The organism is Rathayibacter sp. AY1H2 (assembly GCF_002931985.1).
GTDB lineage: Bacteria > Actinomycetota > Actinomycetes > Actinomycetales > Microbacteriaceae > Rathayibacter.
The window spans coordinates 17885-42753 of the sequence record NZ_PSUV01000008.1; the positions used below are offsets into that span (position 1 = coordinate 17885).

The following is a 24869-nucleotide window of genomic DNA, read 5'->3' on the forward strand; positions in this document are numbered from 1 at the left end:
GCGGTCACGGCAGCGGTCCGTCGACCAGCACGAGGGTGAGGTCGTCGAGCCGCACCGTCTCGGGCCGCGCCGACTCGAGGTAGGCGGACACGCGCGGATCGACGGGGAAGCGCGCCGACCGCTCGATCGCGATGGCGACGATCCCTGCGGACGACGGATCGGTCGTCACCCGGTCGCCGATGTAGGGCACGTAGACGCCCGAGGACATGCCCTGCGCGAGGACCAGGCCGCCGTCGAGGCCGCGCTCGCGCAGCACGTCGGCCACCCGCGCGATCCCGGTCGGCCGCTCCTGGGCGATCCCCGCCGAGGTGGCGATCGCGATCACGAGGGAGGCGGCCAGCAGCACCGCGCCGGCGCCGCGGGCGAGGGGTGCGGGCAGCACGATCCCGCCGCGCAGTGCCTCCGCGATGCCGATGCCCGCCAGCGCGCAGAGGAGCCACGCCCACGCCGCGTAGTAGTGCGGCAGCGCGACCGAGCTGATCGCCAGGTGGAACACGAGGAGGAGCAGCGTCGCGGCGCCCAGGTAGAGCACCAGCGCGCGGCGCCGCGGAGCGAGCAGGGCCAGCAGGGTCCCGAGGAGCAGCACGGCGAGCGCCGCCGGCCCGATGCCGACGACCATGAACCAGAGGTTCGCCCACCACGGAGGGAAGACGTACGCGGTCCCGGCGACCTCGATCAGGTGGCCGTCGGCGTTGTGCTCGGACTGGACCTCGAGCAGATACCGGACCGCCTCGACCGGGTGCACCGGCAGGTAGGCGAGCACCCCGGTGACGACGAACGCGACGGAGAGGGCGAGGCCGCCCCGCAGAGCCCGGGCCCTGCTCCCCGACCACAGCAGCGGCAGCAGGAGCACGGGCGCGAGGACCGCGGTGGTCAGCTTCGAGGTGACCGACAGCGCCAGCAGCGCACCGGCCAGCGCGATCAGCCAGCCGCTCCGCCTGCCCGGGGAGGCGCGCGACCAGGTCCACGCCGCCGCCATCGCCGCGACGGCGAAGAGCACCATGAACGGCTCCAGGAGCGCGAGGCGGTCGATCCGGGTGCCGGCGCCCACGGCGGTGCGCGGGAGGAGGAGGAACAGGCCGGCCGGGACGAGCGCGAGCGTCGGGCCGAGCTCGCGCCGGAACCAGAGCCAGAGCACCACCCCGGTGAGGAACGCGGCCGCGCCGGCGGCGATCCTGCCCGCGAGCAGCCCCTCGCCGAGCAGCACCTGCGCGAGCCCGATCAGGTACTTCGCCGTCGGCGGATGCTCGAGGTTCGCGCTCACGTCGCCGTGCAGGTAGTCCCACCCCGCGGCGAGGTACACGGGCTCGTCCGACGAGATGTTCGCCGCTCCGAGGTTCCCGAAGCACTGGTAGAGCCCCCACAGCACGGTCCCGATCAGAGCCGCCCGCTTCACCCGCCCGATCCTAGGCGCCGGTGCCCGCACCGCTCCACCGGAGGGCCCGGGCCGCGGCGACCGCGGCGGGTAGGATCGACGCGCATCCCGTCCCCCTCCCCTGGAGCCTCCAGCACATGGCAGACAGCCGCACCGCCGTTCCCGACACCACTGCGAACGCGGAGGCGACGCCCGAGCGGGAGCAGCCCTACGCGGCCCTCGGACTCAAGCCCGACGAGTACGCGAGCATCCGCGAGATCCTCGGCCGCCGCCCCACGAGCGGCGAGCTCGCGATGTACTCGGTGATGTGGAGCGAGCACTGCTCCTACAAGTCGTCGAAGATGTACCTCCGCCAGTTCGGGCAGAAGGTCTCCCCCGCCATGAAGAAGAACCTCATGGTCGGCATGGGCGAGAACGCCGGAGTGGTCGACGTCGGCGAGGGCTGGGCCGTGACCTTCAAGATCGAGAGCCACAACCACCCGAGCTACATCGAGCCCTTCCAGGGTGCGGCGACGGGGGTCGGCGGCATCGTCCGCGACATCATCTCGATGGGCGCCCGGCCGGTCGCGGTCATGGACGCGCTGCGCTTCGGGGCGATCGACGACCCCGACACCGCGCGCGTGGTGCACGGCGTCGTGGCCGGCATCTCCTTCTACGGCAACTGCCTCGGCCTGCCGAACATCGGCGGCGAGACCTACTTCGACTCCGTCTACCAGGGCAACCCGCTCGTCAACGCGCTGGCCGTCGGCGTCCTCCGCCACGAGGACCTGCACCTCGCGAACGCCCGCGGCGTCGGCAACAAGGTCGTGCTCTTCGGGGCGCGCACCGGAGGCGACGGCATCGGCGGCGCGTCGATCCTCGCCTCCGACACCTTCGCCGACGGCGGACCGACCAAGCGCCCCGCGGTGCAGGTCGGCGACCCGTTCGCCGAGAAGGTGCTCATCGAGTGCTGCCTCGAGCTGTTCCGCAAGGACCTCGTCGAGGGCATCCAGGACCTGGGCGCCGCGGGCATCTCGTGCGCCACCTCGGAGCTGGCCTCCAACGGCGACGGCGGCATGTTCATCGAGCTCGACTCGGTGCTGCTGCGCGACCCCTCGCTCACGGCGGAGGAGATCCTCATGTCGGAGTCGCAGGAGCGGATGATGGCCGTCGTCACGCCCGAGAAGCTCGACGCGTTCCTCGAGGTCGTCGGCAAGTGGGACGTCGAGACCAGCGTGCTCGGCGAGGTCACCGACTCCGGCCGCCTCATCATCAACTGGCACGGCGAGGAGATCGTCAACGTCGACCCGCGAACCGTCGCGGTCGACGGCCCGGTCTACGAGCGCCCGATCGAGTACCCCTCCTGGCTCGACGCGCTGCAGGCCGACTCCTCCTCCCGACTGCCCCGCTCGACCGGCGGCGACGCGCTGCGCGCCGAGACCCTGGCGCTCCTGGGCTCGGCGAACCTCGCCGACAAGAGCTGGATCACCTCGCAGTACGACCGCTACGTGCTCGGCAACACCGCGCTCAGCTATCCCGACGACGGCGGCATGGTCCGCGTCGACGAGGAGTCGGGCCTCGGCTTCGCGGTCGCGACCGACGCGAACGGGCGCTGGTGCCAGCTCGACCCGGCGCAGGGCGCCCGCCTGGCGCTGGCGGAGGCGTTCCGCAACGTCGCCGTCACCGGAGCGACCCCGGTCGCCGTCTCGGACTGCCTCAACTTCGGCAGCCCCGAGAACCCCGAGGTGATGTGGCAGTTCCGCGAGGCCGTGGGCGCGCTCGCCGACGCCTGCCTCGAGCTCGAGATCCCCGTCACCGGCGGCAACGTCTCGTTCTACAACCAGACCGGCGACGTGCCGATCTTCCCGACCCCGGTCGTCGGCGTCCTCGGCGTGATCGACGACGTCGCGCGCCGCATCCCCTCCGGCTGGCAGGACGAGGGCGACAACCTCTACCTCCTCGGCACCACCCGCGACGAGCTCGACGGCTCCGCGTGGGCCGGCACGATCCACGACCACCTCGGCGGGCTGCCCCCGCAGCTCGACCTGGCCGCCGAGCGCGCGCTGGCCGAGCTGATCTCGGCGGGCGCGAAGGAGTCGCTCATCGCCTCCGCTCACGACCTCGCCGACGGCGGGCTCGTGGTGGCGCTGGCCGAGTCGGCGCTGCGCTTCGGCGTCGGGGCGCGCATCTGGCTCGACGAGCTGATGGAGCGCGACGGCGTCGACGCGACGGCCGCGCTGTTCTCGGAGTCGACCGGCCGCGTGCTCGTGTCGGTGCCGCGCGAGGACGACGTGAAGTTCCGCGGGCTCTGCGAGGGCCGGGGCTACCCGGTGCTGCGCATCGGCGTGACCGACGCGGCGACCCCCGCGGTCGAGGTGCAGGGCCTCTTCACGCTGCCGCTGGACGAGCTCCGCTCGGTGAACGGCGCCGTGCTGCCGCGCCACTTCGGCTGAGCCTCCGGGCGATCCGAGTCCGCAGGAGTCGCGGTGGTCGAGCTGGACCACCGCGACTCCTGCGGTACCGGCTCCGCTCCGGAGTTCCGTGATTACGGAATGTTTGCAATAGTGGAGCATGACCTCCTCCCGAGACCTCGCCGGCGAGGTCGACGAGCTCCGAGCGCGGCTGGACCGCCTCGAGCGCGCCGACACTCCCGCCGCGCCCGCCGCCGACGATCCGCTCTGGGCCCTGACCGCTCTCCGCGAGCGCCTGCCCTCTCCCGGCGGAGTCGTCTTCGCCGGCTCGGTCGCCACTCCGGCCGGCCCCGTCGAGTGGCAGTACGGCCTCAGCACCGACGCGTTCTTCGAGCGCGACTGGGGAGCGAGCCCCGGGCCGACCGCGCTCGCCGCGCTGGGCAGCCCCGTGCGTCTGCGGTTCCTGCAGGCGGTGGCCGGCGGAGTCGAGACCGTCGCCCAGCTCGCCGATAGCGAGGGCGCGGGCACCACCGGGCAGATCTACCACCACGTCAACCAGCTGGTCGCCGCCGGCTGGCTGGAGGCGCGCGGCCGCGGCCGCTACGGCGTCCCGCCGGAGCGCCTCGTCCCCCTGCTCGTGATCCTGCTCGCCTCCGGAGGACCGCGATGACCCGCCGCCGCCTCGCCCTCGCCGCCGCCTCCGCCGCGGCCGTCGTCCTGCTCGGCGGAGTGCTGCTCCGTCCCTCCGCTCCGACCCTCTCGACCGAGGCGACGGGCGACGCCGAGATCGCCGGGTGGCTCCGGACCGACGTCGGAGACGGGGCGCGGAACCACCTCGTCGCGGCCGTGATCACGCCCGACGGCGTGCGCTACGGCGGACTCGGAGCCGACGAGCGGACCGAGGTCGAGATCGGATCGGTCACGAAGACGATGACCGCGCTCCTCCTCGCCCGGAGCGTCGCCGACGGGACCGTCGGGCTCGAGGACCCCGCCGCGGAGCACGCCGACGTCGGCGGCTTCACCGGGACGCTCGAGGAGCTGGCGACCCACCGCTCCGGCCTGCCGCGCCTCCCCACCGGTGTCGGCGACCTCGCCTCGACGCTCGTCGCCCAGCTTCGCGGCACGGACCCCTACGCGGGCTGGTCGGCCGACGACGTCCTCCGGCAGGCCGCCGAGGCGGACCAGGGCGAGCACGTGCACGCCTACTCGAACCTCGGTGCGGCGGTGCTGGGCCAGACGCTCGCCCGCGCCGAGGGCCGCGACTACGCCGACCTCCTCCGCGAGCGCGTCCTCGCTCCGCTCGGGATGTCCGCGACCTCCGTCCCGGAGACCGCGGACGCCCTCCCCGCCGACGCGCCGACCGGCTTCTCGGCGAGCGGGCGGTCCGTCGACGCGTGGACGATGGCGGGCTACGCGCCGGCGGGCGGCGTCCGCTCCACGGCGGCGGACATGGCCCGCTACGCGCAGGCCCTCCTCACCGACGACCCCGCGCTGGGCGTGCCCGCGGCGAGCGTCCTGGATCCCCGATTCGACGCCGACGGGGCGCGGATCGGCCTCGGCTGGTTCACCTCGGAGTCGGAGGACGGCGGATCCGTGACCTGGCACAACGGAGGGACCTCCGGCTACTCGACGATGCTCGCGATGGACCGGGAGCGCGGCGTGGCCGTGTTCGTCAACGGAGACACGGCGAGCTCGGTCGACGAGCTCGGCCTGCGCCTGCTGCAGCGCGCCGGGGAGGAGTCGTGATGGTCGCCTCGATCCTCGTCCTGCTCGTCGTCGCGTTCACCGTCGGCCGCTTCGCCCTGGGGAGCATCCCGTGGCGCCGGGCGGCCGGGTTCCTCGACCGCGACCGCGTCCGGACGCTCGCCCGCGGCGTCGAGGCCGTCGCCGTGCTGCTGCTCGGGCGGGCGCTCGTCGACTGGTCGGCGCTGACGCTGCTCCCCTGGGCCGTGCTGGTGGCTCTCACCGCGGCCGGGGCGGCCGGCGCCGTGCTGCGCTGGGACGGGCTGCCGTGGTTCGAGGACCCGGCGCGCCGCCGCTCGCGGACGACCGGGCTCGCGGCGACCGTCGCCGTATCGGCGGTCCTGATCGGCGTCCTGGGCTGAGCGCCGCGCACATGCCGTCGGATCCGCGCCTTCCGCGGTGGTCGCGTGCTGCTGCGAGGCGGGAGGAGTGGCGGCGGGCGCGGCGTCAGCCGGTCTGCGCGGGGAGGTCGTCGGGCTCGGCGTTGTCGAGGACGCGGCCGTTCTGGTCGCCGACGCTCAGGACGGTCGTCGGGCGGAGGTTGAGGGTGTCGCCGCCGTAGAGGCTGTCGATGTCGACGCCGTCGCGGCGCACCGAGTTCAGCGCGGAGAGGTAGTCGGAGCTGATGCAGAACCGGTCCGCGATCCGCTCGCTGATGTCGCCCGCTGCCACCAGGTAGGAGGCCGGGGCGCCGTCGGAGGCGGTGCTCGCCGTCCCGGTCGCGCCGACGCGGGTGCCGCGGTCGCGCACGCGCTCGAGGTCGACGCCGTCGAGCGTCCCCTCGTCGAGCGCCTGGACGACGCACTCGCCCGAGACGTCCTCGACGGGTGCGGGAGTGGTCGAGACGCTCGGCACCGGCCGCGGCGCGGAGTCGGCTCCGGCGGCGGGCGGTGCGGTGGAGGCGGTCGGCTCGGCGGGTGGGGCGGCGGGGTTCGTCGCCTCCGCCGTGCAGCCGGCGAGCAGGACCACGGCGGAGAGGGCGATCACGAGGCGCTGCGTCGTCCGGACCATTCCGCGACTCTAACCCGGCACCCGGGCGGCCGGGCGCCACCGCGCCCAGCGGGCTGCGGGCGATCCGGTCGAGGCCGCTGGACCCGGCCGACGCGCAGGCCCGAGGCGGGGCGCGGGGCGGCCCCTGGACGGCGCGCCCCCGATTGACCTCCCCCGTCGATCGCACCCATGCCGAGCACCTGTTGGACACGCGGCCCGAACCGGAGTCGACTGGGACCATGCAGTACACGCACCTCGGTCGCACCGGCCTGTCCGTCTCCCGCACCGTCCTCGGCACCATGAACTTCGGCATGCAGACCGAGGAGTCCGACTCGTTCGCGATCATGGACCGCGCGCACGAGCTGGGCGTCAACTTCTTCGACACGGCCAACGTGTACGGAGGCGAGGCCGGCCGCGGCGCCACCGAGGAGATCGTGGGCCGCTGGTTCGCGCAGGGCGGCGAGCGCCGCGAGCGCACCGTCCTCGCGACCAAGGTCTTCGGCGACATGGGCGAGTTCGCCGCTCCCGGAGCCGAGCGCGGCCGCGACTCCTGGCCCAACGGCGGCCGCCTCTCGGCGCTCACCCTGCGCCGCGCGCTCGACGAGAGCCTCCGCCGCCTGCAGACGGACCACATCGACCTCTACCAGTTCCACCACGTCGACCGGACGACGCCCTGGGACGAGATCTGGCAGGCGATGGAGGTCGCCGTCCAGCAGGGCAAGGTCCTCTACGTCGGCTCCAGCAACTTCGCCGGCTGGCACCTCGCCCAGGCGCAGGAGGCGGCGCGCGCCCGCCACTTCACCGGCCTCGCCTCCGAGCAGTCGATCTACAACCTGCTCGTCCGCGACGTCGAGCGCGAGGTCCTGCCCGCCGCGCTGCACTACGGGCTCGGCGTCATCCCCTGGTCGCCGCTGCAGGGCGGACTGCTGGGCGGCGTGCTCGAGAAGACCGCGGAGGGCGGGCGCCGCTCCTCCGAGCGCACCCTCGCCGCGATCGAGGAGTACCGCCCCGCCCTGGAGCAGTGGGAGGCGTTCGCCCGCGAGCGCGGCGAGGCGCCCGGCGAGCTGGCGCTGGCGTGGCTCCTCCACCAGCCCGCCGTCACCGGTCCGATCACCGGGCCGCGGACGCTCGAGCAGCTCGAGAGCGCCGTCGCCGCCGTCGACATCACCCTCGACGCCGAGGCCCTCGCGCGCCTCGACGAGATCTTCCCCGGCCACCGGACCGCCCCCGAGGACTACGCCTGGTGACCACCCACCCCACTGCGAAGGAGCATTCATGAAGCAGCGCACTCTCGGCGACCTCCAGGTCGGCGCGATCGGACTCGGCGGCATGCCGATGTCGATCGAGGGCCGCCCGGACCGCGAGCGCTCGATCGCCACGATCCACGCCGCCCTCGACGCCGGCGTGACCCTGATCGACACGGCCGACGCCTACCACCTCGCCACCCAGGACGACCTCGGCCACAACGAGCTGCTGATCGCGGAGGCGCTGCGCAGCTACGGCGGCGACACCTCCGCCGTGCTCGTCGCCACCAAGGGCGGCCACCTGCGCCGCGAGCCCGGCCCCTGGGATCAGGACGGCCGCCCCGAGTACCTCAAGGAGGCGGCTCGCGCGTCCGCGAAGCGCCTCGGCGTCGATGCGATCGGCCTCTACCAGTACCACCGGCCCGACCCGGCGGTCCCCTACGCCGACTCGATCGGAGCGCTGGCCGAGCTGCTCGACGAGGGCGTCGTCCTCCGCGCGGGCATCTCGAACGCCGACCCGGACCAGATCCGCGAGGCGCACGGCATCCTCGGCGAGCGCCTGGTCTCGGTGCAGAACCAGTTCTCGCCGTCGTTCCGCTCCAGCGAGCCGGAGCTCGAGCTCTGCGCCGAGCTGGGACTGGCGTTCCTGCCGTGGAGCCCGCTCGGCGGCATCTCCTCGGCGGGCGAGCTCGGCTCGCGCTACTCCGCGTTCGCGGTGGTCGCCGAGGCCCGCGGCGTGACGCCGCAGGTCGTCTGCCTCGCCTGGGAGCTGGCGAAGGCCCCGGTCGTGCTGCCGATCCCGGGCGCCTCCCGCCCCGAGAGCATCCGCGACTCCGCCACGGCGGCCGACCTGGAGCTCACGCCCGAGGAGCTGGCCTCGCTCGACTGAGCCCGTTCATGACGGAGGAGGGATCCGGTCGAGGCACCGGTCCGACGCTGATCGCGGGATCTCGGCGCTGGTCCCTCCTCCGTTGCGAGCACGATCCCGCTCAGACCGCGTCCTGCAGCGGCTGCGGGAGGGCCGAGACGAACGCGCGGGCCGCGGCGCTCGGCCGCTCCGGCACCGCCACCATCGTCCGCCACACCAGGAGCGGATCGGCGAGCGCCACCGCCCGCAGCCCGGCCGGGCGCTTCTCGGCGAAGTGCGCCGGCACGACCGCGATCCCCATGCCGTACTCGACCAGGTCGAGCAGCGTGTGCACGTCGTTCACCTCGAGCTCGACCTCGAACGCGAGGCCGTGCGCCGCGAACGCCCGCGCCGCGAGGTGACTCGCCGCCCAGTGCTCCTGCAGCCCCACGATCGTCTCGCCCGCCAGGTCCGGGATGCGGCAGCCGACGCGGCTCGCGAGCGGGTGACCCGGGCGCACGAGCACCGCGAAGCCCTCGCTCGCCAGCGGCATCGTCCGCACGCCGCCCGGCACGGCTCCGATGTCGGCGACCAGCGCCAGGTCGAGGCGGCCGGCGGCGACGGAGTCGAGCAGCGTGCCGGACCCCTCGTGGATCAGCCGGAGCGCGACTCCCGGGTGCTGCTCGCGGAAGGTCGCGAGCTCGCGCGGCAGGTGCACGCCGCCGAGGCACTCCTCCGTGCCGACCGCGAGGCTCCCGCGGAGCACCCCCTGCACGGCGAGAACCGCGTCGCGGGCGGCGAGCGCGCTGGCGACCGAGCGCTCCGACTCCGCGAGCATCGCCCGGCCGGCCGGCGTCAGCTCGACCCGGCGCGTGCTGCGGGTGAAGAGGGGGCTGCCCAGCTCGCTCTCGAGCGCACGGATCGACGCCGAGAGGCCCGACTGCGAGATCTGCAGAGCGCTCGCGGCGCGGGTGAAGTGCTGCTCCTTCGCGACGGCGAGGAAGTGTTCGAGCTGACGCAGTTCCATGGGTCCATCCTCGTCGCGCGGGCGGAGGAGCGGGGACCGGACCCGGCACTCCCCAGCGGCCGCTCGGCCGCCGGGTGCGGAGCCGGCCGGCGGGTACGGCGGCCGCCGTCGCGAGAGCCGGCCCGGCTCAGGCGTCGGCGGACGAGATCGCGAGGACGATCGCCGTCAGCGTCGCCCGCAGGCGCTCGAGCGACGCGGGCTCCGACTCGTCCTCGAGGATCGACTGCTTGACCGCGTCGTCGTAGCCCGCCACCAGCAGGCGCACGGCGGTCGTGGGCTCGAGGGAGAACTCGCGGCGCACCTGGCGCAGCGCCCCGTGCACGATCTGCACGAGCGAGGCGTCGAAGCCGGCGCGGAAGTCGCGGTACTGCGGAGCGATCCGCGGGTCGCGGAGCGCGAGCAGCTCGAACTCCGACTCGACCACGCACCAGCGGCGGTTGTCGGTGGCAGGACCCTGAAGGAAGTCGAGGATGACCACGGCCAGCGTCTCGGCCGTCAGCGGCTCGTCGGCCGAGACGACGCGCGGGATCGTGCGGTCCATCTGCTCGACGAGGGCGGTCACCCGGGCGCCGTTCTCCCGCTCCATGAGCGCGAAGAACAGCTCCTCCTTGCTGGAGAAGTTGGAGTAGAAGGCGCCGCGCGAGAACCCGGCGCGCTCGCAGATCTGCTCGACGGACGCGCTGTGCACGCCGGTCTCGGCGAAGACGTCGTAGGCCGCGTCGAGCAGGCGCTCGCGGGTGCGGCCGCGGCGGGAGGTCTCGGGAGGGGTGGAGTCGATCGCCGTCATCACCAGCCTCCTGCCCGCCCTGTCAACACCTTCGACGCCGTTCACCTTATCCGATACATTCACGTATCGAATACGGTCCTGTATCGGATACGCTCGTGTATCGGAGCCCGGCTCCGCCCTGGTACAGAGACGTATCGCCATCCTCCCCACCCATCGTCAGGAGACCGCGTGTCGTCGCTGCTCTACCGTCTCGGTCGTCGCGTGTACCGCGCCCACCGCCTCGTCGCCGTCCTGTGGCTGCTGATCGTGGTGGCGGGCGGAGGAGGAGCGCTGCTGCTCAACCAGGGCACCGACAACACGTTCTCCATCCCGGGCACGCAGTCGCAGACCGCCCTCGACCAGCTCGAGCGCACCTTCCCCCAGGTCAGCGGCACGTCCGCGCGGTACGTGGTCGTCGCGCCCGACGGAGGCAGCGTCCAGGACGCCGACGTGAAGGGCCCCGTCAGTGACGCGGTCGCCGCGCTCGGCGACGTCGACGAGGTCGCGGCCGTCACGGACCCCTACTCCGACAGCGTCTCCGGCACGATCTCCGACGCCGGGAACGCCCTCGTCATCACCGCCCAGATGGACGGCTCCGCCACCACCACGAGCCCCGAGAGCCGCGACGCGCTGAAGGCCGAGGCGACGACCCTCCAGGACGCGCTGCCCGCCGGCTCCGTGGTCTCGCTCGGCGGCGACCTCTTCGCCCAGAACCTCCCCGGCGTGACCATCACGGAGGCGATCGGCCTCGTGGTCGCCCTCGTCGTCCTCGTGCTCACCTTCGGCTCGTTCCTGGCCGCCGGCATGCCGCTGGTCACCGCACTGCTCGGCGTCGCCCTCTCGATGTCGGCCATCTTCATCGCCACCCGCTTCGCCTCGATCTCCTCGACCACGCCGCTCCTGGCGCTGATGCTGGGCCTGGCGGTCGGGATCGACTACGCCCTCTTCATCATCAGCCGCCACCAGGACCAGCTGAAGCAGGGCATGGACCCGGAGGAGTCGACCGCGCGGGCGACCGCGACCGCGGGCTCCGCCGTCGTCTTCGCGGGCCTGACCGTGATCATCGCGCTCGTCGGCCTCTCGGTCGCGGGCATCCCGTTCCTCACCACGATGGGCGTCGCAGCGGCGGGCGGAGTCGCGATCGCCGTGGTCATCGCGCTCACCCTGACCCCCGCCCTCCTCGGCTTCGCCGGCGCGCGGCTGCGCCCGAAGGAGCGCCGCGCGAAGAAGAAGGCCGCGAAGGCCGCCGCCGCCGCGGGCACCCACGTCGACACCGAGGCGCACGAGGAGGCAGCGACCGCCTCCCCCGGCGGCCACGTGCACGCCGAGGTCCCGCGCGGGTTCTTCCGCGGCTGGGTCCGGGTCGTCACGCGCTTCCCGATCGTGACGATCATCGCGGTGATCGGCGTGCTCGGCGTCGCGAGCATCCCGGCGCTCAGCCTCCGCCTCGCCCTGCCGGACGCCGGCTACCAGGCCGAGGGCACTCCCGCGCGCACCACCTACGACCTGCTCGCCGAGAACTTCGGCGCCGGCTACAACGGCCCGCTCATCGTCACCGGCACGATCATCGGCTCGACCGATCCGCTCGGCCTGATGGACGACCTCAAGGGCGAGATCGAGAAGCTCGACGGAGTCGCCTCGGTGCCGCTCGCGACGCCCAACGAGACCGCCGACACCGGCATCATCCAGGTCATTCCCGAGGGCGGCCCCGACTCCGAGGCCACCAAGGCGCTGGTCGCCGAGATCCGCGACAAGCACGACTACTTCCAGCAGGAGTACGGCGTCGACCTCGCGGTGACCGGCCAGACCGCGGTCGGGATCGACATCTCGGACACTCTCGCCAAGGCCCTACTGCCGTTCGGCCTGCTCGTCGTGGGCCTGTCGCTGGTGCTGCTGACGATGGTGTTCCGCTCGCTCTGGGTGCCGATCAAGGCGACGCTGGGCTACCTGCTGTCGGTCGGTGCGTCCTTCGGCGCCGTGGCGGCGGTGTTCGAGTGGGGATGGTTCTCGGACGCTCTGCACGTCGACAAGACGGGCCCGATCATCAGCTTCATGCCGATCATCCTGATGGGCGTGCTCTTCGGCCTCGCGATGGACTACGAGGTGTTCCTGGTCTCGCGGATGCGCGAGGACTACGTGCACGGGAGGCCGGCGCGCGCCGCCGTCGAGTCGGGCTTCGTCGGCTCGGCCAAGGTGGTCACGGCCGCCGCGGTCATCATGTTCTCGGTCTTCGCCGCCTTCGTGCCGGAGGGGGACACCAACATCAAGCCGATCGCGCTCGGGCTCGCCGTGGGCGTCTTCGTCGACGCGTTCATCGTGCGGATGACGCTGGTGCCCGCCGTGCTGCACCTGCTCGGCGACCGCGCCTGGCACATGCCGCGCTGGCTCGACCGCGTCCTGCCGTCCTTCGACGTCGAGGGCGAGGGCCTCACGAAGGAGCTCGCGCTGGCCGACTGGCCGGAGCCCGGATCCACGGACGTGATCGCGGCCGAGGACCTCCGCCTCGACGGACCCGACGGTCCCGTCTACAGCGGCGTCTCGCTGCGGGTCGCTCCCGGCTCCTCCCTCGTGGTCCACGGGCCGCACCGCTCCGGCCGCACCGCGCTGCTGCTGAGCATCGCCGGTCGGCTCGCCCCCGACTCCGGGCGCCTGAAGGTCGCGGGCCTGGTCGTGCCGATCCGCTCCGCCGCCGTGCGCGGCCGGGTCGGGCTGGTGCGCCTCGCCGGAGCCGCCGACCCCGTCGCCGACGTCCGATCGGCCCTGGAGTCGGCCCCGCCGATCCTGGTGCTCGACGACCTCGACACGGTCACCGACCCGCAGCTGCGCGGCGCGATCCGGGCCGAGCTCGACGCCGCCCGCGCCGCCGACGACGCGTTCACCGTGGTCGCCTCCTCCGTCGACGCCGAGGCGCTCGACGACCTCCTCCCCTCCGACCGCGGCGTGCTCGCGGTCTCGCCCGCGGCCGAGCGCCGCGCGATCGCAAAGGTCCTCTGACAGATGGCTCTCCTCTCCCTCGAACGCCCCCGCGGCGTCAAGAAGGTGTCCTGGCTGACCCTTCTCGGGATCGTCCTGGTCCCCCTCGTCATCGGCGGCCTCCTGGTGTGGGCGCTGTGGAACCCGACCGAGCGACTCGACACGATCACGGCCGCCGTGGTCAACGAGGACACCCCGGTCGAGATCAACGGGCAGACCGTGCCGCTCGGGCGCCAGCTCGCGGCCGGCCTGGTGACGGGCGGCACCGACTCCGCGAGCTCGGACGCCCCCTCCTCCACCCCCTCGGCGAGCGCGACGCCGTCCGCGAGCACGACCCCGGTGCCCAACGTCTCCGGCTCGGACTCGACGGGCAACTTCACCTGGGTCCTCACGGACAAGGACGACGCCGCCAAGGGCCTCGCCGACGGCAGCTACGCGACCGTCGTGACGATCCCCTCGTCCTTCTCCGCCGCCGCCACCTCGTACTCCGGCGACGCCGCGGAGGCGACGAAGGCGACCATCGACATCGCCACCAGCGAGAAGGCCAAGCTCGTCGACGACGCCATCTCGGCCACCGTGACCAGCACCGCCACGTCGCTGCTCAACACGCAGCTGACCACGGCCTACCTCGAGAACGTCTACGTCGGCTTCAACACCCTCAACGAGCAGATCGGCCAGGCGGCCGAGGGCGCGGGCACGCTCGCCGACGGCGCCGACCAGCTCGGCACCGGCGCCTCCACCCTCGCCGACGGCACCAGCAGCCTCGCCGACGGGATCGACGAGCTCGCCACCGGCGCCTCCTCGCTCTCGGACGGCGTCGGGCAGATCGGCACCGGAGCCTCGTCCCTCGCCGACGGCGTGGGGCAGCTGGGCACCGGAGCCTCCGACCTCTCCGGCGGAGTCGCGCAGCTGGCCACCGGTGCGCGCGGCCTCTCCGGCGGAGTGGGACAGCTCGCGACGGGCGCCCGCGACTCGGCGACCAAGACGACCGCGCTGCAGGGCGGCGCCTCCGACCTGGCCGACGGGCTCGACCAGCTGAGGGAGGGAGTGGTGAGGACCGGCGACGGGACCCAGCAGGTCGCCGCCCTCAGCGCCGGCGCCGCCGCCGCCACTGCGGGGACCTTCGAGGCGCTCAGCGCCGCGCTCGAGGGCTGCGAGACGACGCAGTGCCTCGCCGCGCGCGCCGTCATCGCCTCGGCGGGCGGACCCACCGGCGCGACCACCCTCGCCACGACGACCGCGGGAGCCGTCGCCGGGATCGACGCGGGCATCCGCCTCGGCGGCGACGGGCAGCCCTCGCTGATCGACGCGGTCGGGCAGTCCGCCACCGGCGCGCGCACTCTCTCGGGGGGCATCGGACAGCTGTCCGGCGGCCTGACGCAGCTCGCGGACGGCGCGGACGACGCCGCGGACGGAGCGTCCCAGCTCGCCGACGGCCTCGACACCACGGCGGCCGGGTCCGCGCAGCTCGCGACCGGCGCCACCACCGCCGCGGCCGGCGCCCGCGACCTCGCGACCGGCGCGACCACCGCCGCGGGCGGTGCCGCCGACCTCGCCGCGGGAGCCTCCTCCGCCGCCGACGGAGCCGACCAGCTCGCCGACGGCGCGAGCGGGGTCTCGGACGGCGCCGTGCAGCTCGCCGACGGCACCCGCACGCTCGCGACCGGCCTCGACGCCGCGGTCGCGCAGCTCCCGACCTACACCGAGTCGGAGTCGACGAACCTCGCCGACGTCGTCTCGGACCCGGTCGAGAACGCGAGCAGCGCGACCGACCTGTTCGGAGCCTCCAGCGTCCCGTTCTTCGCGACGATCGCCCTCTGGCTCGGCGCCCTCGCGACGTTCCTGGTGCTCGCGGCGTTCTCGCACCGTGCACTCTCCTCGACCCGCTCCTCCGCGGCGCTCGCCCTCTCCTCCTACGTGCCGGCGCTCGTGATCGGCGTGGTGCAGGGACTCGCGGTCGCGATCGTGATGAGCGGCGTCGCGGGCCTGGAGCCGGGCCGCTGGGTCGGCTTCGCCCTCCTGGCGATGCTCACCGGCGCCTCGTTCGCCGCGGTGAACCAGGGGCTGGTCGCCCTGCTCGGAGGGATCGGCCGCTTCCTCGCGATGGTCGCGGCGGTGATCGCGCTCGGCGCGGGCATCATCTCGACGGTCCCCGGGCTGTTCGACGACGTGCTCGGGTTCCTGCCGCTCTCGGCGGCGCAGAACGCGCTGTCCGGAGTGGTCGAGGGCACCGACGGCACGGCCGGCGCCGTCGTCGGCCTGGTGATCTGGCTGCTGTTCGGGCTGCTGCTCACCGTCGCCGCGATCGCCCGTCGCCGGGTCGTCTCGGTCCGCGCCCTGCACCGCACCGCGGAGGCGTAGGCCGCGCCTCGCGCCACTCCTCCCCCGAACCGGGGACGGGTGGCGCGAGGATCGCGCCACCGACGCGCCTCTCCGGGCGACCGGTCCCGGCCGGGGCTAGCCTGACGCGATGGAGTCGGAACCGATGGCGATCCGGACGCGACGGGTGTACGGCCCGTCGGTCCTGCGACGCCTCCGCGCCCTCCTCCTGCGGCTCCTCGGCGCCGGCCTCGCGGCCGTGCTCATCCCGTTCGCCGTCCTCGCGGACCGCCGCGGCGTCCTCGACGAGTCGGTGCTCGCGCTCGGGCTCCTCGCCCTCACCGTCGTCATCGGACTGGCCTCGGCGGTCTCGCTCTTCGTCGTCTCCCCCACCCGCGTGATGACGACCGAGACGCAGGTCGTGCTGATGCGCGGCCGCCGCCGCCGCGAGCAGTGGCCCCGCCGGTCGGTCCGCTTCCTCGAGTCCGCCGACGGCGACGGCTTCGTCGCCTGGTGCCGCGGAGACGGAGTCGAGGTCCGCTGCGGCCACTTCCGCCCGGAGGACCTCGCCGCCCTGCTCGCCGACCTCGGCGCCGCCGCCCGCGTCCGCGACGCCCTGCCGCCCGCTCTGGCCGGGCCCGCCTCGGCCGTCCGCTTCCGGCCGCACCGCGCTCCGCTCCAGCGCCGGGCGGTCGCCCTGGTCGTCGTCGCCACGGAGGCGTTCGCCGCCGGCGTCCTGGCCGTCGCCCTCGCGGGATCCCCGTCGGGCGACCGCGCGCAGATCGCGCTGGGGGCGGTCGTCGTGGCGCTCTCCCTCCCGCTCGGGCTGGTCGCCGCGCGGCTGGCGCTGCGGCCCGGGCTGCCGGGCTCGATCGTGGTGTCGGAGTCGGCCATCCAGATCGACGGGCTGATCTTCCCGCTCGAGGCTCTGCGCTCGGTCGTCGCCTCGAGCCCGACGGGGAGCCGGAGCCTCCGCCTGACCCTCACCGAGACGAACGGCCGCATCACGGAGGTCCCCCTCGGGCTGCGGGTGCCGACGCTGCGGCGCGACCAGCTCTTCCCCGACTACCCGCTGCTGCTCGGCGTGCTGCGCGAGCGCACGGCGGGGCTGCTGCGGATCGAGGGCTGAGGCTCAGTCCTCGGCGCCGTCGGCGATGCGCTGGTGGTGGTGGATGACCTCGGCGACGATGAACCCGAGGAACTTCTCGGCGAACGCCGGGTCGAGGTGCGACTCCTCGGCGAGCGCCCGCAGCCGCGCGATCTGGCGCGCCTCGCGCTCGAGGTCCGCGGCGGGCAGCCCGTGCGCGGCCTTCAGCCGGCCGACCTTCTGCGTGAACTTGAAGCGCTCGGCGAGCAGGTGGATCAGCGCCGCGTCGATGTTGTCGATGCTCTGACGGATCTGCACGAGCTCGGCCCGCGCCAGGGACTCCTCGTGCGACGGCTCCTCGTGCGACAGCTCCTCGGTCATGCCCCGACCCTAACGGACCGCCCCCGGACACGACGACGGCCCCTGCCCGGAGTCCGGGAGGGGCCGTCGAGAGGGCCCGGTCAGTCGACCAGGTTGATCTGCACGGGGATGTTGCCGCGGGTGGCGTTGGAGTACGGGCAGAGCTGGTGCGCCGCATCGGCCACCTTCTGCGCGTCCTCGGAGCTCGCCTTCGGCACGTAGACGTCGAGCTCGACCGAGAGGCCGAAGCCGTCGGAGTCGTTCTTCCCGATCGAGACGCTGGCCGAGACGGCCGCGTCGGTCGTGTCGATCTTCAGCTGGCGACCGGCTCCGTGCAGGGCGCTGAGGAAGCAGGCGGAGTAGCCGGCCGCGAACAGCTGCTCGGGGTTGGTCCCCTCGCCGGAGCCGCCGAGCTCCTGCGGGGCGCGGGTGTCGAGGTCGAGACGGTCGTCCTCGGTGCGGACGTGGCCGTCGCGTCCTCCACCGGAGGCGTGGGCGATGGCGGTGTAGAGAGCATCCATCCCCCCATCCCACCACTCGGCCGCCGTGAGTCGGGTGAACGCGGGATGCACGTCCGTGCGTTCTCCCGGGAATCCCCCTCGGGAACGCTCCGGGGAGCGTCAAGCCCCTCCCCCTCGGCGCCCTCCGGGTGTGCGGTGGAGGGACACCGACCCCGACCGGCGCGAGCCGGAGAACGGACACGAGCATGCGAGCACTCACCTGGCAGGGCATCGAGAAGGTCTCGGTCGAGACCGTCCCCGACCCCCGCATCCAGCAGCCGACCGACGCGATCGTCCGGATCACCTCGACCGCGATCTGCGGCTCCGACCTGCACCTCTACCGCCTCCTCGGGCCCTACATCGACCGCGGGGACGTGCTCGGCCACGAGCCCATGGGCGTCGTCGAGGAGGTGGGCTCCGGAGTCACCACCCTGAAGCCCGGCGACCGGGTCGTCGTGCCCTTCACCATCGCCTGCGGCGAGTGCTTCATGTGCCGCCGAGGGCTGCAGTCGCAGTGCGAGACGACGCAGGTCACCGAGTACGGCTCGGGAGCGGCGCTCTTCGGCTACACGAAGATGTACGGCCAGGTCCCCGGCGGGCAGGCCGAGCTGCTCCGCGTGCCGCTGGCCGACTACAACACGATCGTCGTCGGCACGGACCTGCCGGACGAGCGCTACCTCTTCCTCAGCGACATCGTGCCCACCGCCTGGCAGGGCGTGGAGTACGCGCAGGTGCCCGACGGCGGGACCCTGGTCGTCTTCGGACTCGGCCCGGTCGGCCAGTTCGCGGCGCGGATCGGCGCCCACCGCGGCTACCGCGTCCTCGCCGTGGAGCCCGTCGCCGAGCGGCGCGCGATGGCCGAGCGGTACGGCGTGGAGACGTTCGACCTGTCCGATGACATCGCCGCGCAGCTGCGCGACCTCACGGACGGGCGCGGCCCCGACTCCGTCGTCGACGCGGTCGGCATGGAGGCGCACGGCTCGCCTGTCGGCTCGTTCGCGCAGTCGATGGCGGGGCTCCTGCCCGACCCGATCGCCCGCAAGGCGATGGACACGGTCGGCGTCGACCGCCTCGCCGCAGTGCACGCCTCCCTCGACCTGGTGCGCCGCGGCGGCACCGTGTCGCTGAGCGGGGTCTACGGCGGAGAGGCCGACCCGATGCCGCTGAAGTCGATGTTCGACAAGCAGGTGACGGTGCGGATGGGCCAGTGCAACGTGAAGCGCTGGATCGACGACCTGCTGCCGCTGGTGGAGGACTCCTCCGATCCGCTCGGCGTGATGGACCTCGTGACCCACCGGGCGCCGCTCGAGGACGCTCCGGCCCTCTACGAGACCTTCCAGAAGAAGGAGGACGGCTGCATCAAGGTCGTCCTGCACCCCTAGCCGGGGAACAGCGAAGGCGGCGCCCCCCGAGGGGAGCGCCGCCTTCGCGGTACTGCCGAGACCTACTTGAAGACGTCCTTGACGTCCTCGCCGGCCTTCTTGGCCGAGGCCGCGGCCTGGTCCTTCTGGCCTTCGGCCTTCAGGCTGTCGTCGTTCTTGTGGTCGCCCAGGGCTTCCTTCGCCTTGCCGGCGATGTCCTGAGCGGCGTTCTTGATCTTGTCATCGAGCCCCATGGTGGTGCCTCCTTCGCTGATCGTTGGCACGACCGTAGGACCGGGAACTGCCCGCTTCCTGGGAGCGGGAAGGGGCTTGCCCGGGTGCCCGCTGGACTGCGATGATTCGCGCCCTCGACCGGTGCCGGCCGGTCGAGGGCGCGGGATCAGGTCGCCGGGGTGGCGGACTCGGACGGAGCGGACTGCGAGGGCGCGTTCGTGGGCGTCTGCGACGATCCGTCGTCGGCGCTGGTGGGCACCGCGCTCCCCGACTGGTACGGCGTCTGGGCGTCGCCGGTGCAGCCGGCCAGCAGGCCGATCGTCAGGGCGGAGGCGCCGAGCGCCCCGAGGACCCGTGCGGCGCTCACTTGCCCGTCACCGCGTCCTTGACGGCCCCCACTGCCTTCTCGACGATGTTCGGCTTCGGGTCGGTGCCGTAGAGGCGCTCGTCCGGCTGCGTGGGCGGAGGCATCGGGACGTTGCCGCCGGGCTCCGCGACACGGTAGCTGAACTCTCCCTTGCCGTCCGGGGTCGGGCCCGAGGCCCAGCTGCCCTCGGAGGCCGCTGCTCCGTCCGAGAAGTTGATGTACTCGTACGACACGGAGCGCTCCTCCTTCGAGATCGGGAAGTTCGAGGGCACGGGCAGGTCCTCCCGGCCCTCCGCGCGCAGCTCGGCGGCCGCCGCGATCCACTGGTTCTGGTGCATGGTGTCGCGGGCCAGGAGGAACGACAGGAGGTCGCGCACGCCGTGGTCGTCGGTCATGTGGTAGAGCCGGGCGACCTGGAGCCGGCCCTGCATCTCCGCGTTCGCGTTGGCGGTGAAGTCGGCCAGCAGGTTGCCGCTGGCGGTGATGTAGGAGCCCTGCCACGGGTTGCCCATGCTGTCGACGGGGCGCGCGCCGGCGCCGGCCACGATGGCGTGCTGCACGTCGGAGCCGCCGATGACCGCCGCGAGCACGGGGTCCTTCTTCATCGCGTCCTCGGACTGCTCGACCGGGGCCTTCTCGAGCAGCTGGGCGATCATCACGGCGATCATCTCGACGTGGCCGAACTCCTCGGCGCCGATGCCGAAGAGCAGATCCCGGTACTTGCCCGGGTCGTGGGCGTTCCAGGCCTGGAAGCCGTACTGCATCGCCACGGTGATCTCGCCGTACTGGCCGCCGAGCACCTCCTGGAAGCGGCGGGCGAAGACCGCGTCGGGCTTCGAGGGCGTGGACGTGAACTGGAGTTCCTGACGGTGGAAGAACATGACTGGTTGCCTTTCCGGGGTAGCCGGGCGGATCCGGGTGCGGACGTCCGATGTCTGTCCTCTCGACGGTAGGGAGCCCTGTTCGCGGGTCAGAAGGGGCTTGACGCGGTGGCTGAGCAGTCGATCCACGGGCCCTCGGGACCCGCCCTCGTGGGCGCGGGATGGTAGCCCCAACAGGGGGTCAGCCGCTATGCCCTTCCCGGTACTCGAGGGCCCGAACAGACTGGCGACGCCGGCACGCATTCATCCCCCACTCGATCCTGGAAGGGACAGACGATGTCGAACATCGATCCCGCTTCACCTCCGTTCGGAGACGGCGCCGCGAACTTCGGCGCGACCGAGACCCCCACCGACAGCGGGGCGCACGTCGCCCCCACGGACACGTCCTCCGGCTCCTCCACGGGCGGTGCAGCCGACTCCGCGAAGGAGAAGGCGAGCGCCGCCGCGGGCACCGCCAAGGACCAGGCCGGCGCCGTCGCCGGCGACGCCAAGCAGGCCGCGAGCGAAGTGCTCTCGACCGGCAAGGACGAGGCCGCCAACGTGGTCCAGGAGGCCAAGGTCCAGGTCAAGGACCTCTACGACCAGAGCCGCACCCAGCTCACCGAGCAGGCCCACGCCCAGAAGGAGAACGCCGCCAAGGGCGCCCGCGCCTTCAGCGACGACCTGACCGCGCTGGCCAACGGCGAGGGCGGCAGCGACAACGCCGCCGCGAAGCTCGTCTCCCAGGCGGCCACCCGCGTGCAGGGTGTGGCCTCGTGGCTCGAGAACCGCGACCCGTCCGAGCTCCTCGACGACGTCCGCGCGTTCGCCCGCCGCCGCCCGGGTGCCTTCATCCTCATCGCCGCGGCGACGGGACTCGTCGGCGGGCGCCTCATCCGCGCCCTGACCGCCGAGGCGAAGGACGAGAAGGAGGCGACGAGCACCCGCACCGACGGGCCCGAGTTCGACGCCCCCGCCTCGACCACCGCGTACTCCGACGCCTCCGCGTACGACGCGCCCGTCGCGTCCGCCTACGGCACCGTCGGCTCGAGCTCCCTCGAGCGCGACTACGCGCCGACCGAGCCCGTCGCCGACCCGCTCGACGGCGGCTTCCCGAACGGCGGCCGGCTGTGACCGACCCGACGGGCGTCCACCGCTCGACGGAGACGCCCGACCAGCGGGCCGGGTCGACGTCGCTGGGCGATCTGCTCGGCGAGGTCTCGCGCGACCTCTCCACGCTGATCCGCCAGGAGATGGCCCTCGCGAAGGCCGAGCTCAAGGAGTCCGCCGGCAAGGCGGGCAAGGGAGCGGGCCTCCTCGGCGGGGCGGGCTACGCCGCGCTGATGGCCGTGCTCTTCCTCTCGATCGCCCTCTGGTGGGGCCTGGGCACTCTGATCGGCAACGGCTGGTCCGGAGTGGTAGTGGCCGTCATCTGGGCGATCGTGGCCGCGATCCTCTACGCGGTGGGCCGCAAGAGCCTGAAGCAGGTCGACGGCGCTCCCGAGACGGTCGACTCCCTCAAGAAGATTCCCGACACCCTCAAGCCGAACGGGGCAAGACGATGACGTACGACGCAGGACAGAACAAGACACCCGAGGAGATCCGGGCGGACATCGAGCGCACGCGCCTCGAGCTGGGCGGGGACGTCGACGCGCTGGCCGAGAAGGTCAGCCCGTCCGCCATCGCGCAGCGTCAGACCGACAAGGTCAAGTCGGCCGTGGGCTCCGTCCGCGACCGCGTGATGGGCTCGGCGCACGACGCCTCCGACTCGCTCTCGAGCGGTGCGGGCTCGGCGAAGGCCAAGGCCGAGGGCAACCCGTTCGCCGTGGGGCTCATCGCCCTCGGCGCCGGACTCCTCGTCGCCTCGCTCATCCCCGCCTCCAGCAAGGAGAAGGAGGCGGCGAGCCGCGTCAAGGAGCAGGCCCAGCCGGTCGTCGACAAGGTGACCGACGCGGCCAAGGAGGCGGCGAGCGAGCTCCGCGAGCCCGCGCAGCAGGCCTTCGCCTCCGTCAAGGAGACCGCGACCGACGCCGCGCAGAACGTCAAGGAGGCGGGCACCTCCGCCACCGACGACGTGAAGGACTCGGCCCGCGAGGCCAAGCACGCCGTCCAGGAGGACGTGCAGCACTGATCCGTCGGCGCTGACAGGGCGGTGGGCCTCCGGGCCCGCCGCCCTTCGTCGTGCCGCCGGGAATACACCGCCGCCCGCACTCCTTGCCCTCCGTATGCGATCGATCGTCTACTCCCGCACCGGTGACTCCTCCGTCCTCTCCCTCGTCGACCGGGAGGAGCGGGCGCCGGGCGCCGGCGAGGTCCGCGTCCGCGTCCTGGCGTCGGGCGTGAATCCGACCGACTGGAAGGCACGCGCCGACGGCGACCTCGCGTTCGACGAGGTCGTCCCGAACCAGGACGGCGCCGGTGTCGTCGAGGCGGTCGGCGAGGGCGTCGAGGGCCTGGCCGTCGGCGACCGGGTCTGGATGTACCTCTCCGCGCACCGCCGCCCCACCGGCACCGCGCAGGAGTCGGCGGTGCTCGCCGCCGAGCACGTCGTGCGCCTGCCCGAGGGCGTCGGCGCCGACGTCGCCGCGAGCCTCGGCGTCCCCGCGATGACCGCCCACCGCGCCCTCACCGTGCACGAGCACGGCCCCTCCCGTCTCGCGCCCGGCACCCTCGCCGGCCGCACCGTCCTGGTCCAGGGCGGCGCCGGAGCCGTCGGGCACGCCGCGATCCAGCTCGCGGTCTGGGCCGGGGCGACCGTCATCGCGACGGTGAGCAGCGACCCCAAGGAGCGGCTCGCCCGTGCGGCCGGTGCGCAGCACGTGCTGCAGTACCCGGACGACGCGCTCGCCGACCGGATCCGCGGGCTCGCCCCCGAGGGCGTCCAGCACGTGGTCGAGGTCGCCCCGGCTCAGAACGCCGCGCTCGACGTCGAGGTGCTCGCCAACCACGGCAGCATCGGGTACTACGCGAACAACAACGGCGACGAGTTCACCGTGCCGATCGTCGCGAGCTTCGCGAAGAACGCCCGCTGGCAGGGCCTGCTGCTCTACACCGTGGGCGAGGAGGCACTGCAGGCCGCGGCCGAGGACATCACCGCGGCGCTCGTCGACGGCGCGCTCCCGGTGGGCGAGGAGGCGGGCCTCCCGCTGACTTGGTTCCCGCTCGAGGAGACCGCGGCCGCCCACGACGCGGTCGAGCAGGGCGCGACGGGAAAGGTGCTCATCCGCGTCGCCGACTGACCGCGAGGGCTCGCCTCTGATCGACTCCCGGCCGGATCAGCCCCGGAGCGGGGGCGAGCCCGGGACGGTCGAGCGGTCGGCCAGGCCGGCCACGAGCTCGGCGAGCGCCTCCTCCGCCGTGCGGGTCGGCGCCCAGCCGAGCTCGGCGCGGGCGCGCTCGGTCGACATGACCGGGACGTTGCCCGCGATGTCGAGCCAGCCCGCGTCGGTGCGCTGCAGGCGCAGGTGCCAGGTCGCCGTGACGACGGAGCGGAGCAGCCCGAACGGCACTGTGACCAGGCGGGCGCCGAAGGCGTGCGCCAGCCGCTCCGGAGTGAGGACCGGCTCGGCCGCGATGTTGAAGGCCCCGCCGGCGCGCCGGTCGAGCGCGCGCCAGAAGGCGTCGGCCACGTCGTCGGCGTGCACGCCCTGGAAGACGATGCTCCGCGGCAGCGGCAGGACCGGGATCCGGACCGCCTTCAGCCACCGCGTCGGGTAGTGGGGACCGGCGAAGAGCCCGGCGATCTCCGTCGCCGCTCCGCGCTGGAAGACGAGCCCCGGGCGCAGGCGCGTGACGACGATCTCGGGGTGCCGCTCCTCGAAGGCGTCGAGCTGCCGCTCGTTCGCGGCCTTGTGGCGGCTGTAGGTCGAGGTGTGCAGGCCGCCCGTGGGCCAGTCCTCGGTGACCCGGATCGACTTCGGCGCCGCGCTGTAGGCGCCCACGGACGAGGCGACGGCGACCTGGCCGACTCCCGCGGCGGCGACCGCCTCGAGCACGGCCGCGGTGCCTCCGACGTCGACCAGCCGCTGGAACGGCTCGTCGTGGCTGGGCTGCAGCGCCCAGGCGAGGTGCACGACGGCGTCGACGCCGGCGAAGGCCTCGCGGAGCCGCCGCGGGGCGACGCTCGACGCGAGGTCGATCTCGACCCAGCGCACGTCGCGGTACTCCTCCGAGCGGAGCCGAGGGGCCCGGCGGGCGATGCCCACGATCTCCTCCACCCCGGCCTCGCCGTGCAGGCGCCGCAGCAGCGCCGTCCCCAGGTTGCCGGTCGCCCCGACGATCGCGATCCGCATGGCGTCATCCCTCCGGGAGCAGCGCACGCCGACCCCCTCCTCCGAGGCTAGGCAGGGGCGCCGCCGCGGAGGAGCCGCTTGACAGCGGGCACGACGGGACGCTCGGCGGGGACCGCCGGCCGCCGGCGGGGTGA

The 24869-nt window shown here is 73.5% G+C and carries 24 protein-coding genes; 14 read left to right on the forward strand and 10 right to left on the reverse strand.

Annotated elements, in window-relative coordinates; all coding sequences use genetic code 11:
* Positions 1-4 precede the first annotated feature (4 nt).
* On the reverse strand, positions 5-1396 hold the full coding sequence (locus C5C29_RS07625) for a glycosyltransferase family 39 protein (RefSeq protein WP_181074906.1): 1392 nt from the start codon (positions 1394-1396) through the stop codon (positions 5-7).
* 116 nt (positions 1397-1512) lie between these two features.
* Here C5C29_RS07625 and purL point away from each other — a divergent pair, with 116 nt between their 5' ends.
* The 4 genes from purL to C5C29_RS07645 all read left to right on the forward strand — a co-directional run bounded on the left by purL (position 1513) and on the right by C5C29_RS07645 (position 5870).
* A complete protein-coding gene (gene purL, locus C5C29_RS07630; protein ID WP_104234263.1) occupies positions 1513-3807 on the forward strand; it encodes a phosphoribosylformylglycinamidine synthase subunit PurL in 2295 nt (764 codons plus the stop codon).
* 118 nt (positions 3808-3925) lie between these two features.
* Positions 3926-4435, forward strand: coding sequence for a helix-turn-helix transcriptional regulator (locus C5C29_RS07635; RefSeq protein ID WP_104308190.1), 510 nt, complete (start codon positions 3926-3928; stop codon positions 4433-4435).
* On the forward strand, positions 4432-5511 hold the full coding sequence (locus C5C29_RS07640) for a serine hydrolase (protein WP_104308191.1): 1080 nt from the start codon (positions 4432-4434) through the stop codon (positions 5509-5511). Before C5C29_RS07635 ends, C5C29_RS07640 begins: the two co-directional genes overlap by 4 nt.
* Entirely contained in the window at positions 5511-5870 is a 360-nt protein-coding gene (locus C5C29_RS07645) for a hypothetical protein (protein WP_104308192.1), read from the forward strand. Before C5C29_RS07640 ends, C5C29_RS07645 begins: the two co-directional genes overlap by 1 nt.
* 85 nt (positions 5871-5955) lie before the next feature.
* Here the strand turns inward: C5C29_RS07645 and C5C29_RS07650 are convergent, their stop codons facing one another.
* Positions 5956-6519: a hypothetical protein gene (locus tag C5C29_RS07650; RefSeq protein ID WP_104308193.1), complete on the reverse strand. Its 564-nt coding sequence runs from the start codon at positions 6517-6519 to the stop codon at positions 5956-5958.
* Between the two features lie 218 nt (positions 6520-6737).
* Between C5C29_RS07650 and C5C29_RS07655 the strand changes: the two genes are divergently transcribed.
* Both C5C29_RS07655 and C5C29_RS07660 read left to right on the forward strand, forming a co-directional pair.
* Positions 6738-7745 (forward strand): aldo/keto reductase, encoded by a 1008-nt coding sequence (locus tag C5C29_RS07655; RefSeq protein ID WP_104308194.1) that lies wholly within the window; start codon positions 6738-6740, stop codon positions 7743-7745.
* A 28-nt stretch (positions 7746-7773) separates the two neighbouring features.
* On the forward strand, positions 7774-8631 hold the full coding sequence (locus C5C29_RS07660; RefSeq protein WP_104308195.1) for an aldo/keto reductase: 858 nt from the start codon (positions 7774-7776) through the stop codon (positions 8629-8631).
* 100 nt (positions 8632-8731) lie between these two features.
* On the opposite strand, the gene C5C29_RS07665 is transcribed toward C5C29_RS07660, so the two are convergent.
* Together C5C29_RS07665 and C5C29_RS07670 are read right to left on the reverse strand one after the other, a co-directional pair.
* A complete protein-coding gene (locus C5C29_RS07665; protein ID WP_104222755.1) occupies positions 8732-9616 on the reverse strand; it encodes a LysR family transcriptional regulator in 885 nt (294 codons plus the stop codon).
* Between the two features lie 127 nt (positions 9617-9743).
* Entirely contained in the window at positions 9744-10403 is a 660-nt protein-coding gene (locus C5C29_RS07670; protein ID WP_104234269.1) for a TetR/AcrR family transcriptional regulator, read from the reverse strand.
* A 168-nt stretch (positions 10404-10571) separates the two neighbouring features.
* Here C5C29_RS07670 and C5C29_RS07675 point away from each other — a divergent pair, with 168 nt between their 5' ends.
* The 3 genes from C5C29_RS07675 (at position 10572) to C5C29_RS07685 (ending at position 16803) form a co-directional block, all read left to right on the forward strand.
* Entirely contained in the window at positions 10572-13376 is a 2805-nt protein-coding gene (locus C5C29_RS07675; RefSeq protein WP_104222757.1) for an MMPL family transporter, read from the forward strand.
* A 3-nt stretch (positions 13377-13379) separates the two neighbouring features.
* Positions 13380-15716, forward strand: coding sequence for a YhgE/Pip domain-containing protein (locus C5C29_RS07680; RefSeq protein WP_104222758.1), 2337 nt, complete (start codon positions 13380-13382; stop codon positions 15714-15716).
* Positions 15717-15825: 109 nt separating this feature from the next.
* Complete coding sequence (locus C5C29_RS07685) at positions 15826-16803, forward strand: hypothetical protein (RefSeq protein ID WP_146076942.1); 978 nt, start codon at positions 15826-15828, stop codon at positions 16801-16803.
* 3 nt (positions 16804-16806) lie between these two features.
* On the opposite strand, the gene C5C29_RS07690 is transcribed toward C5C29_RS07685, so the two are convergent.
* Both C5C29_RS07690 and C5C29_RS07695 read right to left on the reverse strand, forming a co-directional pair.
* Positions 16807-17142 (reverse strand): chorismate mutase, encoded by a 336-nt coding sequence (locus tag C5C29_RS07690; RefSeq protein WP_104222760.1) that lies wholly within the window; start codon positions 17140-17142, stop codon positions 16807-16809.
* A gap of 80 nt (positions 17143-17222) precedes the next feature.
* Positions 17223-17642 carry an organic hydroperoxide resistance protein gene (locus tag C5C29_RS07695; RefSeq protein WP_104222761.1) on the reverse strand — a complete coding sequence of 140 codons (420 nt, stop codon included), beginning with the start codon at positions 17640-17642 and terminating at the stop codon, positions 17223-17225.
* Positions 17643-17827: 185 nt separating this feature from the next.
* Between C5C29_RS07695 and C5C29_RS07700 the strand changes: the two genes are divergently transcribed.
* Positions 17828-19003 carry a zinc-dependent alcohol dehydrogenase gene (locus C5C29_RS07700; RefSeq protein WP_104222762.1) on the forward strand — a complete coding sequence of 392 codons (1176 nt, stop codon included), beginning with the start codon at positions 17828-17830 and terminating at the stop codon, positions 19001-19003.
* Between the two features lie 62 nt (positions 19004-19065).
* Here C5C29_RS07700 and C5C29_RS07705 read toward each other — a convergent pair whose 3' ends face one another.
* The 3 genes from C5C29_RS07705 to C5C29_RS07715 all read right to left on the reverse strand — a co-directional run bounded on the left by C5C29_RS07705 (position 19066) and on the right by C5C29_RS07715 (position 20464).
* Positions 19066-19236: a CsbD family protein gene (locus C5C29_RS07705; protein WP_104222763.1), complete on the reverse strand. Its 171-nt coding sequence runs from the start codon at positions 19234-19236 to the stop codon at positions 19066-19068.
* 146 nt (positions 19237-19382) lie between these two features.
* Positions 19383-19583 carry a hypothetical protein gene (locus tag C5C29_RS07710; RefSeq protein WP_104222764.1) on the reverse strand — a complete coding sequence of 67 codons (201 nt, stop codon included), beginning with the start codon at positions 19581-19583 and terminating at the stop codon, positions 19383-19385.
* Positions 19580-20464 carry a manganese catalase family protein gene (locus tag C5C29_RS07715; RefSeq protein ID WP_104222765.1) on the reverse strand — a complete coding sequence of 295 codons (885 nt, stop codon included), beginning with the start codon at positions 20462-20464 and terminating at the stop codon, positions 19580-19582. Before C5C29_RS07715 ends, C5C29_RS07710 begins: the two co-directional genes overlap by 4 nt.
* Before the next feature lie 276 nt (positions 20465-20740).
* Between C5C29_RS07715 and C5C29_RS17440 the strand changes: the two genes are divergently transcribed.
* From C5C29_RS17440 to C5C29_RS07735, 4 genes are all read left to right on the forward strand, one after another.
* Positions 20741-21577, forward strand: coding sequence for a hypothetical protein (locus C5C29_RS17440; protein WP_104222766.1), 837 nt, complete (start codon positions 20741-20743; stop codon positions 21575-21577).
* Positions 21574-22008 (forward strand): phage holin family protein, encoded by a 435-nt coding sequence (locus tag C5C29_RS17445; RefSeq protein WP_104308196.1) that lies wholly within the window; start codon positions 21574-21576, stop codon positions 22006-22008. Before C5C29_RS17440 ends, C5C29_RS17445 begins: the two co-directional genes overlap by 4 nt.
* Positions 22005-22574, forward strand: a complete 570-nt coding sequence (locus C5C29_RS07730) for a DUF3618 domain-containing protein (RefSeq protein WP_104222768.1) — start codon at positions 22005-22007, stop codon at positions 22572-22574. The genes C5C29_RS17445 and C5C29_RS07730 overlap by 4 nt, the downstream gene beginning before the upstream one ends.
* Before the next feature lie 94 nt (positions 22575-22668).
* Positions 22669-23682, forward strand: a complete 1014-nt coding sequence (locus C5C29_RS07735; protein ID WP_104308197.1) for an NADPH:quinone reductase — start codon at positions 22669-22671, stop codon at positions 23680-23682.
* 36 nt (positions 23683-23718) lie between these two features.
* Here C5C29_RS07735 and C5C29_RS07740 read toward each other — a convergent pair whose 3' ends face one another.
* Complete coding sequence (locus C5C29_RS07740; protein WP_104222770.1) at positions 23719-24735, reverse strand: NAD-dependent epimerase/dehydratase family protein; 1017 nt, start codon at positions 24733-24735, stop codon at positions 23719-23721.
* Between the last annotated feature and the right edge of the window lie 134 nt (positions 24736-24869).